This window comes from Pseudomonas imperatae (assembly GCF_057128625.1).
Genome location: NZ_JBSKHP010000012.1, coordinates 182,425 through 197,710, shown reverse-complemented (window position 1 = coordinate 197,710; position 15,286 = coordinate 182,425). Strand labels below are relative to the sequence as shown.

The 15,286-nt window shown below is 67.5% G+C and carries 15 protein-coding genes; 6 read left to right on the top strand and 9 right to left on the bottom strand.

The window, feature by feature from the left end; genetic code table 11:
- Nucleotides 1-157 precede the first annotated feature (157 nt).
- Nucleotides 158-2,302, top strand: coding sequence for a TonB-dependent siderophore receptor (locus ACWKWX_RS17280; RefSeq protein WP_483828426.1), 2,145 nt, complete (start codon nt 158-160; stop codon nt 2,300-2,302).
- A 170-nt stretch (nt 2,303-2,472) separates the two neighbouring features.
- On the opposite strand, the gene ACWKWX_RS17275 is transcribed toward ACWKWX_RS17280, so the two are convergent.
- Genes ACWKWX_RS17275 through ACWKWX_RS17260 form a run of 4 tightly spaced genes read right to left on the bottom strand, consistent with a single transcriptional unit; the run spans nt 2,473 to nt 7,476 of the window.
- On the bottom strand, nt 2,473-4,848 hold the full coding sequence (locus tag ACWKWX_RS17275) for a hypothetical protein (RefSeq protein WP_483828425.1): 2,376 nt from the start codon (nt 4,846-4,848) through the stop codon (nt 2,473-2,475).
- 42 nt (nt 4,849-4,890) lie between these two features.
- Nucleotides 4,891-5,640, bottom strand: a complete 750-nt coding sequence (locus ACWKWX_RS17270; protein WP_416423954.1) for an ABC transporter permease — start codon at nt 5,638-5,640, stop codon at nt 4,891-4,893.
- Nucleotides 5,641-5,647: 7 nt separating this feature from the next.
- Nucleotides 5,648-6,640, bottom strand: a complete 993-nt coding sequence (locus tag ACWKWX_RS17265; RefSeq protein WP_483828424.1) for an ABC transporter substrate-binding protein — start codon at nt 6,638-6,640, stop codon at nt 5,648-5,650.
- On the bottom strand, nt 6,637-7,476 hold the full coding sequence (locus tag ACWKWX_RS17260) for an ABC transporter ATP-binding protein (RefSeq protein WP_483828423.1): 840 nt from the start codon (nt 7,474-7,476) through the stop codon (nt 6,637-6,639). Before ACWKWX_RS17260 ends, ACWKWX_RS17265 begins: the two co-directional genes overlap by 4 nt.
- Nucleotides 7,477-7,585: 109 nt before the next feature.
- On the opposite strand from ACWKWX_RS17260, the gene ACWKWX_RS17255 reads away from it, so the two are divergent.
- From ACWKWX_RS17255 to ACWKWX_RS17245, 3 genes are all read left to right on the top strand, one after another.
- Nucleotides 7,586-8,317 (top strand): GntR family transcriptional regulator, encoded by a 732-nt coding sequence (locus ACWKWX_RS17255; RefSeq protein ID WP_483828422.1) that lies wholly within the window; start codon nt 7,586-7,588, stop codon nt 8,315-8,317.
- Between the two features lie 170 nt (nt 8,318-8,487).
- A complete protein-coding gene (locus ACWKWX_RS17250) occupies nt 8,488-8,586 on the top strand; it encodes a hypothetical protein (protein ID WP_483828421.1) in 99 nt (32 codons plus the stop codon).
- Entirely contained in the window at nt 8,583-9,005 is a 423-nt protein-coding gene (locus ACWKWX_RS17245) for a GTP pyrophosphokinase (protein ID WP_483828420.1), read from the top strand. Before ACWKWX_RS17250 ends, ACWKWX_RS17245 begins: the two co-directional genes overlap by 4 nt.
- A gap of 251 nt (nt 9,006-9,256) precedes the next feature.
- On the opposite strand, the gene ACWKWX_RS17240 is transcribed toward ACWKWX_RS17245, so the two are convergent.
- From ACWKWX_RS17240 to ACWKWX_RS17230, 3 genes are all read right to left on the bottom strand, one after another.
- Nucleotides 9,257-9,847 carry a cupin gene (locus ACWKWX_RS17240; protein WP_483828419.1) on the bottom strand — a complete coding sequence of 197 codons (591 nt, stop codon included), beginning with the start codon at nt 9,845-9,847 and terminating at the stop codon, nt 9,257-9,259.
- Between the two features lie 93 nt (nt 9,848-9,940).
- Nucleotides 9,941-11,350, bottom strand: coding sequence for a D-serine/D-alanine/glycine transporter (gene cycA / locus ACWKWX_RS17235; RefSeq protein WP_483828418.1), 1,410 nt, complete (start codon nt 11,348-11,350; stop codon nt 9,941-9,943).
- A gap of 163 nt (nt 11,351-11,513) precedes the next feature.
- The gene (locus ACWKWX_RS17230) at nt 11,514-11,636 is read right to left on the bottom strand and encodes a hypothetical protein (RefSeq protein WP_483828417.1); all 123 of its coding nucleotides are present in this window, start codon (nt 11,634-11,636) and stop codon (nt 11,514-11,516) included.
- Nucleotides 11,637-11,806: 170 nt separating this feature from the next.
- Between ACWKWX_RS17230 and ACWKWX_RS17225 the strand changes: the two genes are divergently transcribed.
- Entirely contained in the window at nt 11,807-11,962 is a 156-nt protein-coding gene (locus ACWKWX_RS17225) for a DUF6021 family protein (RefSeq protein ID WP_483828416.1), read from the top strand.
- 87 nt (nt 11,963-12,049) lie between these two features.
- Here the strand turns inward: ACWKWX_RS17225 and speB are convergent, their stop codons facing one another.
- Entirely contained in the window at nt 12,050-13,018 is a 969-nt protein-coding gene (gene speB, locus ACWKWX_RS17220; protein ID WP_483828415.1) for an agmatinase, read from the bottom strand.
- A 15-nt stretch (nt 13,019-13,033) separates the two neighbouring features.
- Nucleotides 13,034-14,116 (bottom strand): extracellular solute-binding protein, encoded by a 1,083-nt coding sequence (locus tag ACWKWX_RS17215; protein ID WP_483828414.1) that lies wholly within the window; start codon nt 14,114-14,116, stop codon nt 13,034-13,036.
- 101 nt (nt 14,117-14,217) lie between these two features.
- Between ACWKWX_RS17215 and ACWKWX_RS17210 the strand changes: the two genes are divergently transcribed.
- On the top strand, nt 14,218-15,120 hold the full coding sequence (locus ACWKWX_RS17210) for a LysR family transcriptional regulator (protein WP_483828413.1): 903 nt from the start codon (nt 14,218-14,220) through the stop codon (nt 15,118-15,120).
- The last annotated feature ends 166 nt before the right edge of the window (nt 15,121-15,286 follow it).

Here is a 15,286-nt window from a genome sequence, read left to right as displayed (position 1 = left end):
TGGGGCGGGACGCGGCCTAGGGGCCGCTGCTACGGGTTTTTGCAACAACATGACAAACAATAACGAATGTCATTTGTATCTACGTATTGTTATCATCTCGATACAATCTACGGCACGGACGCCGACCCTCCCAGACTCCCTGTCGAGACCCCGATCCATGCGTCGTACCCTGCTCCCCCTTTGCGTGCTGCACGTGCTCGCCCCTGCTGCGTGGGCGGAAGAAACCCGCGCTGAAAACGGCCAGCTGGAACTCCAGGCCACCGCCATCACCGGCATCGCCGACGCCGAAAGCGCCCAGGGCCCGGTCACCGGCTACCTGGCGACCCGCTCGGCCAGTGCCACGCGCACCGACACCGCTATCCATGACACCCCGCAGTCGATCAGCGTGGTGACCCGCGACGTGGTCGACGACATCGGCGCCACCCGCCTGCAGGACGCCCTCGACTACGCCGGCGGCGTGGGCCGCGCCAACAATTTCGGCGGGCAGGGGCTGACCACCTTCACCGTGCGCGGCTTCACCACGGGCGAGTTCTACCGCAACGGTTTCCCCGTCAACCGCGGCTACCCGAACATGCCCGACGCCAACACCATCGAGCGCCTGGAAGTGCTGCGCGGCCCGGCCACGACCCTGTACGGCCGCGGCGACCCCGGCGGCACGTTCAACGTGGTGTCCAAGCAGCCGCTGGCGGCGCCTGCCGTGACGCTGGGCAGCCAGGTCGACAGCCAGGGCATGCGCCGCGGCACCCTCGACGCCAGCGGCCCCTTGGACGAACAAGGCCGCCTGGCCTACCGCCTGAACGTGGTGGGCGAAGGCGGCGACACCTTCCGCGACCACGTGCAGACCGAGCGCTACGGCATTGCGCCGGTACTGAGCTGGCAGGTCAGCGACGACACCAGGGTGGTGTTCGAAGGCGATTTCATGCGCAACAACCACCCGCTGGACCGCGGCGTGACCCGTTACCCCGGGCAGCTCGGCACGGCCTCGCGCTCGACCTTCTTCGGCGAAAAAGACGCCGGCAAGCTGCACAACGACAACAACATGGCCCAGCTGCGCTTCGAGCATTTCCTCAATGACAACTGGACCCTGGGCGGCGGCTTCCAGTGGCTGGACGGCACCCTGGCCGGCAACGCCGTGGAGGCCAACGGCATCGGCGCCGACGGCCGCACCCTGGGCCGCAACTTCAATTACCGCAAGCTGGAATGGACCGACAAGGACAGCCAGCTGAACCTCACCGGCCATTTCGCCACCGGCGGCCTGGAGCACACGCTGCTGACCGGCGTCGAGGTCGAAACCTACGACTACAAATCGATCATCCAGCGCTCCAGCGGCGCGGTCGGCGCCTACCCCATCGACCTCTTCGACCCGGTGTACGGCCAGCCGCGCCCGGCCCTCACGCGCACGCCGACCCACGACAAGGAAAACCTCAAGACCTACGCCGCCTTCGTCCAGGACCAGGTGGCGCTGACCGAGCGCCTGAAGGTGCTGGCCGGCGCGCGCTTCGAGCGCTTCGAGCATGACTACGAAACCTACGTGGCCGGCGGCCGCAACTGGACCGCCGCCGACAACGCGGTCACCCCGCGCGTGGGGGTGATCTATGACCTGACCGACAGCCTGGCGGTGTATGCCGACGCCGCCCGCTCCTTCAAGCCCAACACCGGTGCCAGCCGCCCCACCAGCGGCAGCACCAGCAGTACAGGCTTCGCCCCGGAGAAAGGCAAGTCGGTGGAACTGGGGGTGAAGTGGCAATCCCTCGACCGCCCGCTCAGCGTCGACGCCGCCGTCTACCAGATCGACAAACGCAATGTGCTGACCACCGACCCGGTGGACAGCAGTTATAGCGTCGCCGCTGGCGAGGTGCGTAGCCGTGGCCTGGACATCAACGTGGCCGGCAACCTCACCCCCGAGTGGCGGGTGACCGGCGGCTACGCCTACGTCGATGCCGAGGTGACCAAGGACAACACCCTGCGTGCGGGCACCCGCCTGGTCAACATCCCGCGCAACAGCCTGAGCCTGCTCAACGTCTACGAGTTCCAGGACGGCAGCCTCAAGGGCCTGGGCCTGGGCGCCGGCGGCCGCTACGTCGCCGAGCGCGCCGGGCAGACCGCCAACACCGCGTTCGCCATGGCCGGCTACAGCGTGTTCGACCTGCTGGGCTACTACAAGGTCAACGAACACGTGCGGCTGAACCTGGACGTGAAGAACCTGTTCAACCGCTACTACGAGGAAGGCGCGTTCGGCAACGTGTACGCCTACCCCGGCGCGCCGCGGACGGTGCAGGTGGGGGTTGTGTACAGCCTGTAACGCCCATCGGCCCGGGACGCAGCCTGCGGCAGCTGCTACGCAGATCCCCGTAGCAGCGGCCAAAGGCCGCGTCCGCAGGCGCCGCGTACCCCTGGGCGCGCCGCATCAGCCCCGGACGCAGCCTGCGGCAGCTGCTACGCGGGCCTTTGTGGCGTCCCCAGGCGCCGCGCTCAGCCTGGCACGCTCAGGAACAACGCCGAGGTCCACACCCTTGACTGGTCGCGCTGGCGCGCGCAGATGAACAACGGATGTTCACGGCTGGGGTCCAGGCCCAGCTCGCCCAGGCCGATGCGGCCCTGCAGTTCGCGCGGCAGCGCTGCCTGGGTCATGCGCTCCAGCGACACCTGCAACTCGGCGCCCGGCAGGCGCTGGATGTGCTCGCCGGCGGCCAGCAGCGCATCACCGCTCAGGTCGATGTCCACCCCTGGCGCGTGCACGAACGGTTGGGGCTGGGACGGGTCGCCGACCTTGACGTAGTTGTCGATGCGGCTGCGCACCTGGATGCGCGCGCCCGCCAGTTGCGACAGCTCCAGCTCGATGCTGTCGGTGTCGCCGTTGGTGTCGGTGCGGAACGCCAGGCGCGTGGCGTCCTGGCGCCACACGGTTTGTTCAGGGTGGTCGAGGCCCTGGGTGGTGAAGCCCTTGATCACCGCGCCGGTGACCTGGATCTCGCCCGCCCAGTAGGCGCCACGGTAACGGTCCTTGATGCGCGCGCCGCCCAGGCGCAGGCGAATGCGCTGGCTGGACAGGCCCAGTTCCTGGTGCAGGTTGCGCGACCAGATCAGTTGCTCGCCGTCGAACAGGTCCACCTGCTCCCAGCCGCTGTCGCCCAGCAGGCGGTAGTCGAGGGTGGCGCTGGCCGGCGCGCTGCACACCTCGCCCATCAAATGCTCGCCCAGGCGCAGGCTGGCGAACGTGCGCTCGCCGGTGGTGGCGAAGGTGCGGCGGGCGCGCAAGGCCTTGCCGACGCTGGCGCGGTCGAAGCCGCTGGCCAGCACGCCGGTGAGCCCGCCGCGCGAGCCGAACACCGCAGTGGCGGGCACGCCACCGCCGCAGCGGCCCTGGTGTTCGTCGCTGTTGGCGGCGGCGCCGACGCGGTAGCCGCGCTGCAGCGCCTCGGCGTACACCCAGTGGAACTGGCCCCAGGCCGAGCCCACTTCAATCAGGCGTTCAAGCTCAGGGTGGTGCCAGTCCAGGTTGCAGCGGCGGCCGCCCACGTGGGGCATCATCAGGTGGCCCTCAGGGTCCTTGGCGTAGGCGGCGTACAGCTCGTCCACCGGCCAGGCGCCGGGCTTGATGGTGCCGGCGGTGAACTCGTTCCACTCGAAGGAGCGTACCAGGCGGCCCTGGTTGTCGAACGGGAACTCGGGCTTGCGGTCGTGCAGGAACACCACGTTGCGGTCGCCACCGGCGCAGGAGTTGCCACACCATTCGGTGCCCGGGTAGCAGACGAAACGGCCCGGTTCGTTGAGTTCGCTGATCAGCGCCACGGCCTGGTCCCAGCGCTGCTCGGTAATGTTGAAGTCGTTGGCGGTGTAACCCAGCACGTCCAGGCCGGCAACGTCGCGGCCATAGCTGAGGTTGTACAGGGTGTCGTTGGTGCCCACGGTGTCATCGGAATGCACGTGCAGGTCGGCGTACAGCGGGCGCAGGCCGGCGCCGGCGGCATCCACCGTGACGAACGCCACGCTAGGCGCCACGCCGGAGTGGTTGATGCGCGCACGCAGCTGCCATTCGCCCAGCCCCTGCAACTGCAGCCCGGCCAGGCGCACCACCGCCCAACCCTGCTCGGCCAGCACAAATGGTTCCTCGCGGCTTGCGCCCTCAGGCCCTATCAGGCTCAGCACGCCGGCCAGCGGCAGCTGCCGGCAGGTGTTGCCCCAAGCGTCATCGGCGCGCACCAGCACGTCGAACGCCTCGCCGGCGCTGATCAGCCGCGGCGCGATCACCTGCAGGTGGCTGGCCGGCCCCGGCACGATGTCCAGCAGCAGGTCGCCCGGCACCTCGGCAAATTTCGAGCTGCCCAGCGGGTCGATGAACAGGCGCATCTGGAAGCCTTTTTCGACGAAGCTCTGCACCCGCGTGCCGGCGCCGCCCTGGCGACGGTCGCCCAGGCGAATGACGATGCGGTCGCCGGGGTTCAGGTAGCCGTCGACGATGTCGATGATCAGCGCCTTCTGGAACGGCCGCTCGTGGCCCTTCTGGTCGAAGCGCACCTTCAGGTGCTGCACCGTGGCCTGGCTCTGGCCCGGCACCAGCTCGCCGGCCTGGTACTCGGCGCTGACGTAGTTGGCGCCCGCCGGGTTGCTGGTCTGGAACAGCGCCCAGTCGGAGTAGAACTTGAACGCCAGCTTCAACCAGGCGCCGTCGGCCAGGCCACTGCCGCCCACTTCGTACACCAGGGTGATCTCGTCCCATTGGCCGGCCACCAGGGTGTGGCGGTCGCAGCTGATGGCGCCCAGGAATGGCCGCGCCTTGTTGCGCTCATAAAGCCCCTGGGGGGCGATGTAATGACCGGCTTCGCGCGGATCGAAAGTAGTGCTCACGTGACACCTCTTGCAGTGATCAATTCGGGAAAAGCAGGCCGGTCAGTTGACGCGCCAGGCCTGGTAGTGACGTTCGATGCGGCGGAACACCAGGCTCTCCATCAGCCAGGCCAGCAGGCCGATCAGCACGATGCCCAGCAGCACCTGGCTGCTGTTGCCGATCTGCCCGCCCATGGACACCATCCAGCCGATGCCCTGGGAGGCGCCGATCATTTCCGCCGCCACCAGCGCCCGCCAGCCCTGGCTGAAGCCAATGCGCAGCGCCGCGGTGAGAAACGGCAGCGACGCCGGCAGGTACACATGGGCCAGCAGCTGCCAGCGGCTGGCGCCCAGGGTGCGCGCGGCGCGCACTTCGCCGCCGCGAATGCCTTGCACGCCTTCCTGCAGGGTCACGGCCATGGGGAACACGGCGGCGATGAAAATCACCAGCACGATGGAGAAGAACCCCAGGCCGAAAATGATCAGGATCAGCGGCGCCCAGGCGATGGGCGGAATGGCCATGAACAGGCTGTTGAGCGGCGCGACAAAGTCGCGAAAATGCCGCGACAGGCCTGCCGCGCTGCCCAGCAGCACCGCCACCAGCACCGCGGCGCAGAAGCCGGCCAGTTCTTCCAGCAGGCTGGCGCGCAGTTGCACCAGCAGCGAGCCGTCGGCCAGCCAGCGCGTGGCCTCGTGGGCCACCACCCACGGCTGCGGCAGCACGTAGCTGGGAAAACGGCTGGCAAGGGCAATCCACACCAGCGCCAGGAACGGCAGCGAGGCCCAGCCCCAATTTGGTTTCGGTAAGGTCATGAGCGGCTCAGTGCGAAGCTTTTTCCAGGTACGAGGTGTCCACCAGCTGCGCCGGGGTCATGTCGACATCCATGAAACCCAGGGCCTTGGAGTCGTTCATCAGGCGCTGGATGAACGCCAGGTCGGTGGGTTTCAACTCCGCCGACCAGCCCAGGCGGGTGCGCGCCCGGGCGACGATCTGCTCGGGGCTGATGGTGGTGCCATCGGCGCCTTGCACCGGCTCCAGGCGGAAGGCGTCGGCGATGATGCGGTTGGCCTCGGCCGGGTGGTCGTTGAGGAACGCCACGGCCTTGCGGTGCGCGCGCAGCAGCTTGACCACGTCGTCGGGGCGTTCCTGCAGGGTTTTTGGCAAGGCGATGACCACGTACCAGGGGTACTGCGGCAGCGCCTGGTTGACGTCGAACAGCACCCGCGCGGTGCCGCGCAGCTCGGCCTGGCTGACGAAGGGTTCCCAGGCGAAGGCGGCGTCGACGATGCCGCGCTCAAGGGCGGCGTTCATGTTGCCCGGCGGCATGTCGATGATGTTCAGGTCGTGGTCCGGGTCCAGGCCGGCCTTGTCCTTGAGCACGTAGCCGCGCAGCAGCACGTCCATGCCGCTGCCCTTCTTCACCCCCGCCAACTTCTTGCCCGCAAGGTCCTGCAGGCTCGCGATCGGGCTTTTCTCACCTACCAGCACGGCCGCCTGGCCGTAGTTGACCTTGGCCAGGATGGTGCTTTTCAGGCCGCGCGAGTACCACTGGTACACCGGCGGCGTGCCCACGTAGGCCACGTCCAGCTCGCCGGCAGCCAGCGCCTGCTGGATCACCGGGCCGTCGCCCAGCGCCTTGAGGTCGACGTCCAGGCCTTCCTGTTTGTAGAAGCCTTCCTTGTCGGCGATCAGCGCCGGGGCGTTGGCCATGGCGAGCACGTAGCCGATGCGCAGCGGTTTGTCGGCGGCGAAGGCGCTGGTGGCCAAGGTCAGGGCCGACAGTGAAGCGGCCAGCAGAAGGGTTCTGATCATGCGGTGGTCTCGGGCAAGGGACGGGCGGGAATGGCACTGGGGGACTGCGCCATGACCTGGGAGATGCGCTCCATCAGCTCATTGCGGTAGTCGAGGAAGGCCGGCAGGCGGCGGGTCACCCGGTTGCTGCGCGGGCGCGGCAGGTCGATGGCCAGCTCGCTGTGAATGCCGCCGGGGGCGATGTTCAGCACAATCACCCGATCGGCGAGGAACACCGCCTCGTCAATGTCGTGGGTGATGAACAGCACGGTCTGGCCCAGCTCGGCCCACAGGCGCAGGGTTTCTTCGTTCATGGTGTTGCGGCTGATGGCGTCCAGCGCCGCGAACGGCTCGTCCATCAACAACACCCCTGGCTCCAGCGCCAGGGTGCGGGCCAGGGACACGCGCTGCTGCATGCCGCCGGACAGCTGGTGCGCCAGGCGCTGGGCGGCGTGCTCCAGGCCCACCAGGCGCAGGTAGCCCAGGGCCTTGTGGCGCTGCTCGGCTTCGCTGCCCTGCCCGGCCATGCGCAGGCCGAAGCGCACGTTCTCCAACGCCGTGAGCCAGGGGAACAACTGCGGCGCCTGGAACACGTAGCCCAGCTCGGCCAGCTCGGGCTTCACCGGCTTGCCGTTGATGTGGATTTGCCCGGCGGACGGCGCCTGGAAGCCGGCCAGCAGGTTGAGCAAGGTGGTCTTGCCGCACCCCGATGGCCCGAGGATGGCGACGAACTCACCCGGCCGCGCGCTCAGGCTGAAATCCTGGAACACCGTGTGGCCGTTGGCGTAGCTGAAGCGGATGGCGTCCACGCTGAGCGCGGTGGCGCCAGGCGGCGAAACAAAGGGAGTCAGGGGCATGGCAAGCGCAGTCAGGTGGTTTACAATGGATTGCCTGACATAATACGTATTAATACAAGTTAGACCAAGATTGTATTTTCATAACCTTAGAAGCAACGGAAGCCCAGCCGTGTCCATCCTTCGTGACAGCACCACCTCGCTCTACGAGCAAATTGCCCAGCAACTGCTGGACGAAATCCAGCGCGGGGCCTTCGAGCCCAGCGGCAAGCTGCCCTCGGAAGCCGAACTGGGCCAGCGTTTTGGCGTGAGCCGGGTGACCGTGCGGCTGGCCGTGGGCAAGCTGTGCGACGACGGCGTGGTGGAGCGCAAACAGGGCAAGGGCACCTTTGCCGCCGCCAAGCAGGTGCGCCACGGCCTGGATGCCCTGCGCAGCTTCCACGAAGCCTTGTTGTTGCAGGGCCTGCAGCCCAGCATGCGGGTGATCGGCCAGCACCTGGCGCCCACCCCGGACGCCCTGCGCCAGCTGTTCGAAGGCGCCGCGCAGTGCCTGTGCGTGGAGCGCCTGCATTATGTCGACGGCGAACCCATCGCCCTGGGCCGCAGCTACCTGCCGGCGCAGCTGGCCAGCGTGGTATGGGAAGAGGTGGAGCAGCAGCCGATCTACTCGGTGCTGCACAGCGTGACTGGCAGCGCCGTGGCCCGCGCCGACATGGCCATCCGCGCCCAGCAGGCCGACAAGGCCCTGGCCAGTGCGCTGGGGGTGAAGCGCGGGGCAGCGTTGCTGGTGATGGAGCGCACCTCGTGGTTCGCCGATGACCGCTGTTGCGACCGGACCACCTTCCACATTCGGCCGGAGCGCTATTCGTTCGTGCTGAGCGGGGTGTTTGCCTCGAAGGCGTAGCCGCTGCGGCCAGGTGGGGTCAGGGCCGGCGGGGCAAGCCCGCTAATGAGCCGAACAGCAAAACCGTTTAAACTGGCCCCTTAATTTCCAAGCCATCGCCGCGAAAGCCGGCGGGGCGAAGGCGCACACCGAACAGACCAAGACTGTTTACAACGCAGCGAGGGAAGCCAATGCCCGTGCCGTCGGCGAACCGACTGTTCAACGATGCGTTGCTCTACGGCGAGGAAATCAGCGCCCAGCAATACCACCTCGGACGGGCCCGCCCATGAGCAACCTCGACACCGCCATCGCCCTGGCCTGCCGCGCCCACGCCGGGCAGGTCGACAAGGCCGGGGGCGCCTATATCCTTCACCCCCTGCGGCTGATGCTGCGCTTCGACGACCTCGACGCGCAAATGGTGGCGGTGCTGCATGACGTGGTGGAAGACAGCGACATCGCCCTGGCCGACCTGCGCGCCCTGGGCTTTGCCGAGGCCGTGGTGAACGCCATCGAGTGCCTGACCAAGCAGCCCGGCGAGGACTACACGGCGTTCATCCAGCGCCTGGCGGTGAACCCGCTGGCACGGCGGGTGAAAATCGAGGACATCAAGGACAACCTCAACCTTACGCGCCTGCCTGAGCTCAGCGACAAAGACCTGGCCCGCGCCCGCAAATACCACCAGGCCCTCGCCTACCTCAACACCCCGTAGCAGCGGCCGCAGGCCGCGTCATACGCGACGCGCTGTGCCTGACACACCGCGTGGAGCGGACGCAGCCTGCGGCAGCTGCTACGCGGGTTCGGTGTAGCCGCTGCCGAAGGCTGCGCTGGCCCTTTTCCACGCTGGAAATCTTCAGTGCACGCCGGGAGGCAATCGCGCCAGGCACCCGTAGCAGCGGCCAAAGGCCGCGTCCGAACACACTCACGTCCGCGCCATAGCCGGACGCAGCCTGGCGGCAGCTGCTACGTGTTGCGCGCTGGCAGCCAATACTGCTTCACCGCGCCTTGAGCGCCCTGCACCGGGTCGCTGTCGGGGAACGGCAAGCCGTCGATGCGCGCCTGTTGCGCCGCCGTGGGCGCCGCCCGGCAGATGTCGGCGTGCTGCCCCGGCGGGTAGGCGCCCACCACCAGGAAGTCGTCGCTGGAGCCCAGGTTGCAATGGCCGGTCCCGGCCGGCAACAACAGCACGTCCCCGGCACTGACCGGCACCACATGCCCATCCGGCCCACCCAGCATCAGCCGTGCGCTACCGCTAGCGACGCCCAGCACTTCGTGGCCTTCGGTGTGGTAGTGGTGATAGTCGAACACCCCGTAGCGCCATTGTGGCGGCCAGCCGTTGGCGGCGAAGGTGCGCTCGAACAGCGCCGCCGGGTCGCTGCCCTGCACGGCGATGGCTTGGGGGTAGATCAGCACCGGCAGGCGCGGGTTGTTGGGCACCCAGCCGTTGCGCTGCAAGCGCAAGGCTTGCACCGCCTGCGGCGCAGCGACAGTGAGGCTGTTCCAGCCGCCAACCAGCGCCAGGGCGGCCAGTTGGCTGAAATGACGACGCAACATGGCTGTCTCCAGAGTCCATTTGAAACCGGTTTCAGCCTAGCACAGAGCGGCAGGCGACAAAAAAGGGCGACCACTGGCCGCCCTCCTCTTCCCTCACTCGCTGGCCAGCGTGGCCAGCGCCGTGCGCTTGCGCACGAAGGGATAGGCAACCGCCAATATCACGAACCACAACGGCGCGAAGCACAGCGCCTGGCGGGTGTCGTCCTTGAGCGTCAGCAGGCACAGCACGCCGGCGAAGAACGCCAGGGTCACCCAGCACATCAGGCGGCCGCCGGGCATGCGGTAGCTGGACGCCGCGTGCAGCTGCGGGCGCTGCTTGCGGTAGGCCAGGTACGACACCAGGATGATGGTCCAGACGAACATGAACAGCAGCGCCGACAAGGTGGTGACCAGGGTGAACGCCTGCATCAGGTTGGGCACCAGGTAGATCACCACCACGCCCAGCAGCAGGCAGGCGCAGGAGAACAGCAGGCCGTTGGCCGGCACGCCGCTGCGGGCCAGGCGCTGGAACGAGCGCGGGGCGTGGCCTTCGCCGGCGAGGCCGAAGAGCATGCGGCTGGTGGAGAAGATACCGCTGTTGGCCGACGACGCCGCCGAGGACAGCACCACCAGGTTGATGCAGGCAGCCGCAGCCGGGAAGCCGGCGATCAGGAACAGCTCCACGAACGGGCTCTTGTCGGCCACCACTTCGCGCCATGGGGTGACGGCCATGATGGTGATCAGCGCCAGCACGTAGAACAGGATGATACGCACCGGAATCGAGTTGATCGCCCGCGGCAGCGTGCGGTGCGGGTCCTTGGTCTCGGCCGCTGCGGTGCCTACCAGCTCGATGCCGACGAAGGCGAAGATCGAGATCTGGAAACCGGCGAAGAAGCCCATCCAGCCGTGGGGCAGCAGGCCGCCGTCATTCCACAGGTTGGCCAGGCTCGGGCCGTACCCCGCCACCGCCGCCGGCGCGCTGGCTACCAGGTAGATGCCCGTGGCCACCAGCAGCGCGATGGCCACCAGCTTGATCATGGCGAACCAGAACTCGATCTCGCCGAACAGCTTCACGGTGATCAGGTTCAGCGCCAGCAGCAGGCCGACGCAGGCCAGGGCCGGCGCCCATTGCGGCGCATCGGGGAACCAGAAGTGCGCGTAGCTGGACACCGCAATGACGTCGGCGATGCCGGTGACGATCCAGCAGAACCAATAGGTCCAGCCGGTGAAGAAGCCGGCCCAGGGGCCCAGCAGGTCGGTGGCGAAGTCGATGAACGACTTGTATTCGAGATTCGACAGCAGCAGCTCGCCCATGGCGCGCATCACGAAGAACAGCATGAAGCCGATGATCATGTACACGAACAAAATCGACGGGCCGGCCAGGCTGATGCTCTTGCCGGAGCCCATGAACAGGCCGGTGCCGATGGCGCCGCCAATGGCGATCAGCTGGATGTGGCGGTTGGACAGGTTGCGTTTGAGCGTGGGCTCGGGGGCGTGCGGCGAGGTCGCCGTTGGATCGGGCATGCGGGTTTCCAGTGTCAGCGTTGCACGTGCTGGGGCAACGCCAACCATGGCTGGCGTTCCCGTCTTTGGCGCGTACCTTGCCACGGAAAGCGCGACAGCTCCAGAACCAGTGCCCGCGACGGATCGTCATGGGCCGCCACAGGCGGCCCGCACAGCCGCTGCCTCAGTTGAAAATAGCCCAGATAATGCCGCCGAAAATCAGCGCGACCATCAGGCTGGAACCCATCTGGGCGCCGCCCATCTCGACTTTGACGTGTTGGGAGAACTTCCGAATACGCAGGGCCATGGCTGTATCCTCGCGGAGTGGGAGATATCACATAGCCATTATCCTGCCTACTCTCTTCCGCCGGTGCAAGCTGCTGGGCTGCCACCCGTCTGGTTCGCGGCACTTGGGGCGGTTGCGGGCTTCTCAACGGTAGGTGCGGATGCCCCGTACCCGCTCAAGGAGACACCCACATGGCCACATCCACCAGTGACAAGCCCCACGACAAGGACGAAGACCTGGGGTTCGACCCCGACTCGCCAGCCCTCGAAGACCCCGCCACCGACCCGCCCCACCCACCGCCCATCGACAACCCGGCGAAAGACCCGAAACCCACCAAACAACCCTGATGCAAACGACGCAAGCACCCCCGTAGCAGCTGCCGCAGGCTGCGTCTGGGCCACCCCGCAGGCCCAGGACGCAGCCTGCGGCAGCTGCTACGGGGGTGTGGTCAGGTGGCAGTGGCGCGCCGCATACAAACACATCATCTCCATCGCCAACGCTGCCCCTGCCAGCGAAGTGATCTCGGCGCTGTCATAGGCCGGCGCCACTTCCACCAGGTCCATACCCACCAGGTTGATGCCGCGCAGGCCGCCGAGGATGTCCAGCGCCTGCACCGTGCTCAGGCCACCACACACCGGGGTGCCGGTGCCGGGGGCGAACGCGGGGTCCAGGCAGTCGATGTCGAAGGTCAAATAGACCGGATGGTCGCCTACCCGCTCGCGGATGGCCGCGACGATAGCGTCGACGCCCTGGCGGTGGACCTGGCGGGCGTCCAGCACCTGGAAGCCCAGGGTGTCGTCGTTGGTGGTGCGCAGGCCGATCTGCACCGAGCGCCCGGGGTCGACCAGGCCCTGGCGGGCGGCGTGGTAGAACATGGTGCCGTGGTCGATGCGCTGGCCCTCCTCGTCCGGCCAGGTGTCGCTGTGGGCGTCGAAGTGGACCAGCGACAGCGGGCCGTGCACCTTGGCATGGGCGGCCAGCAGCGGGTAGGTGATGAAGTGGTCGCCGCCCAGGGTCAGCATCGCGCAGCCAGCGCCGAGGATATGCTCGGCGTGCTGCTGGATGCTGGCCGGCACCGACTCGGGACGGCCGTGGTCGAAGCTGCAGTCGCCGTAATCGATCACCGCCAGGTGCTCGAAGGGGTCGAACTGCCAGGGCCAGTGGCGCGCCCAGGCTGACTGCACCGAGGCGTTGCGGATGCCCCGCGGGCCAAAGCGCGCGCCGGGGCGGTTGCTGGTGGCGGTGTCGAAGGGCACGCCGCTGACCACCAGGTCCACGCCGGTGAGGTCGCGGCTGTAGCGGCGGCGCATGAAGCTGGTAATGCCGCCGTAGGTGCTTTCCGCCGCCGTGCCGTAGAGGCTGGGGCGGGTCAGGGCCTGGTCATTGTCGAAGGCTTGTTCCATGGGTGTGCTCCTTTTTTATTGTTCGCGGCTGCGGAACGCAGTCCACAGGCGGGTGCGCTGGCGCATGGCGGCAAGGCTCATGCTCTGGTCGGCGTACAGGCGCTGGCGCATGGGCGCGCCGGGGTAGATGTCGGGGTCGTTGCGCACGGCTTCGTCCACCAACGGCGTGGCCTGCTGGTTGGCGTTGGCGAAGAACAGCGTGTTGGTCAGGTCGGCCACCGACTCGGGGCGCAGCATGAAGGCGATGAACGCGCGCGCCGCCTCGGGGTGGGGGGCGTCCTTGGGAATGGCCAGGTTGTCCTGCCAGATCAGCGTGCCTTCACGCGGTATGTGGTACTGCACCTGGTACGGTTTGTTGGCCTTGTGCGCCTGGTCGGCGGCCGTGGCGGCGTCGCCGTTGTAGGTCAGGGCCAGGCAGGTGGCACCGTTGGCCAGGTCGTTGATCTGCCGGCCGTTGGCGACGTAGCTGACGTAGGGCTGCAGGCGGTGCAGTAGCGCGGCTGCGGCGTCGAGGTCGGCCTTGTCGGTGCTGTAGGGGTCCTTGCCCAGGTAATGCAGGGCCAGGCCGATGACCTCCTGGGGCGAGTCGATCAGCGAGATACCGCAATCGGCGAGCTGGCTGGCGTACTCGGGCTTGAACAGCAGGTCGAGGCTGTCCAGCGGCGCGTCCGGCAGGCGCTTGCGCACCGCCTCGAGGTTCACGCCCAGGCCCAGGGTGCCCCAGGTGTAGGGCAGCGCATAACGATTGCCGGGGTCCACGGCGGCTACCTTGCCCAGCAAGTCCGGGTCCAGGTTGCCGTAGCCGGGCATGCCCTGCTGCCCCGTGGGCTGCAAGGCGCCGGCCTTGAGCAGCCGCGCCAGCACGCTGCTGGACGGCACCACCACGTCGTAGCCACTGGCGGCCATCAGCAGCTTGGTCTCCAGCACCTCGGGGGTTTCGAAGGTGTCGTAGCGCACCTGGTAGCCAGTTTCCCGCTCGAAGCGTTGCAGGGTCTGCGGGCTGACGTAGTCTGCCCAGCTGTAGAGGTTGACCACCTTGTCTTCGGCCTGCACCGGCAAGGCCAGCGCAAAGGACAGCATCAGTAACCATGGGCGCATGACGGATATCTCGAGAAAGGACGTGCGCTGATGATGCGGCGCGGTTTAAATTGAAAAAATACCGAACCACGGAAGCTGACATTCAAGCGGAGCAATGTTTGATGCTGGGCCAACTGCATGACCTGGATCTGCACCACCTGCGCCTGTTCGTCTGCGTGGTCGAAGCGGGCGGCTTCAGCGCGGCCCAAGGCGCGCTGGGCCTGAGCCAGCCCACCATCAGCCAGCACATGGCGCGCCTGGAAACTCGCCTGGGCTACCGCCTGTGCAGCCGTGGCAAGGCCGGCTTCCGCCTGACCGCCAAGGGCGAACAGCTGCTGCTGGCGGCACGCACGCTGTTTGCCTCCATCGAACAGTTCCGCCAGCAATCCAACGGCGTTGCCGGTCGCCTGCTGGGCGAGGTGCGGCTGGGTTTCTCCGAGGCGCTCGACCCCACCGTCATCCAGCGCCTGGGCCTGGCGGTGCAGCGTTTCCGCCAGCGCGACGAATCGGTGCGCATCGAACTGCTCAGCACCATGCCGGCGGACATGGAGCGCCTGCTGCTGGAGCAACGCCTGGACCTGGCCATCGGCTATTTTTCCAGGGGCCAGACGGCGTTCGACTACCGGCCGCTGTTCACCGAGGTGCAACAGCTGTACTGCGGCCAGGGCCACCCGCTGTTCAGCGCCGAAGGCGTTGCCGACGAGCTGCTGCGCGGCGCCGACCGCGTTGAACACCCCTACCGCTTCCTGCAGAACCGCGAAGCGCAGCTGATGGCCAACAGCACGGCGCGTTCGGAACAGGTGGAAGGCACCCTGGCGTTCATTCTCTCCGGGCGGCACATTGGCTACCTGCCCCGCCACTACGCCCAGCCGTGGGTGGACAGGGGCCTGTTGCGCGCCATCGAGCAGGCGCAGGCGCTGTTCGAGGTGCCGTTCTACCTGGCCGGGCGCCGTGGCCAAGGGGTCAGTGAAGCGCAACGGGCGTTCGCGGAAGATGTGCTGGCGAGTTTTGCCCAGCACCCGTAGCTGCGGGGCATTCGGACGCCGCCTGCGGCAGCTGCTACGGGGCCGTGCGCAACCCGCCGATCGCGCCGTTTGCAACGCGGTTTCTGTAGCAGCGGCCAAAGGCCGCGTCCGCCGGCGCCGCGTATTCCCGGTGAGATTGCGGGGGCATTCGGACGCCGCCTGCGGC

Excerpts from the sequence above, each read along its gene's own strand:
- speB (WP_483828415.1), bottom strand. The coding sequence starts at position 13,018 with ATGGAACAAGCCTTCGACAATGACCAGGCCCTGACCCGCCCCAGCCTC.
- ACWKWX_RS17245 (WP_483828420.1), top strand. The coding sequence starts at position 8,583 with ATGAGCAACCTCGACACCGCCATCGCCCTGGCCTGCCGCGCCCACGCC.
- ACWKWX_RS17210 (WP_483828413.1), top strand. The coding sequence starts at position 14,218 with ATGCTGGGCCAACTGCATGACCTGGATCTGCACCACCTGCGCCTGTTC.
- ACWKWX_RS17215 (WP_483828414.1), bottom strand. The coding sequence starts at position 14,116 with ATGCGCCCATGGTTACTGATGCTGTCCTTTGCGCTGGCCTTGCCGGTG.
- ACWKWX_RS17280 (WP_483828426.1), top strand. The coding sequence starts at position 158 with ATGCGTCGTACCCTGCTCCCCCTTTGCGTGCTGCACGTGCTCGCCCCT.
- ACWKWX_RS17270 (WP_416423954.1), bottom strand. The coding sequence starts at position 5,640 with ATGACCTTACCGAAACCAAATTGGGGCTGGGCCTCGCTGCCGTTCCTG.
- ACWKWX_RS17240 (WP_483828419.1), bottom strand. The coding sequence starts at position 9,847 with ATGTTGCGTCGTCATTTCAGCCAACTGGCCGCCCTGGCGCTGGTTGGC.
- ACWKWX_RS17260 (WP_483828423.1), bottom strand. The coding sequence starts at position 7,476 with ATGCCCCTGACTCCCTTTGTTTCGCCGCCTGGCGCCACCGCGCTCAGC.
- ACWKWX_RS17225 (WP_483828416.1), top strand. The coding sequence starts at position 11,807 with ATGGCCACATCCACCAGTGACAAGCCCCACGACAAGGACGAAGACCTG.
- ACWKWX_RS17265 (WP_483828424.1), bottom strand. The coding sequence starts at position 6,640 with ATGATCAGAACCCTTCTGCTGGCCGCTTCACTGTCGGCCCTGACCTTG.
- ACWKWX_RS17250 (WP_483828421.1), top strand. The coding sequence starts at position 8,488 with ATGCCCGTGCCGTCGGCGAACCGACTGTTCAACGATGCGTTGCTCTAC.
- ACWKWX_RS17230 (WP_483828417.1), bottom strand. The coding sequence starts at position 11,636 with ATGGCCCTGCGTATTCGGAAGTTCTCCCAACACGTCAAAGTCGAGATG.
- cycA (WP_483828418.1), bottom strand. The coding sequence starts at position 11,350 with ATGCCCGATCCAACGGCGACCTCGCCGCACGCCCCCGAGCCCACGCTC.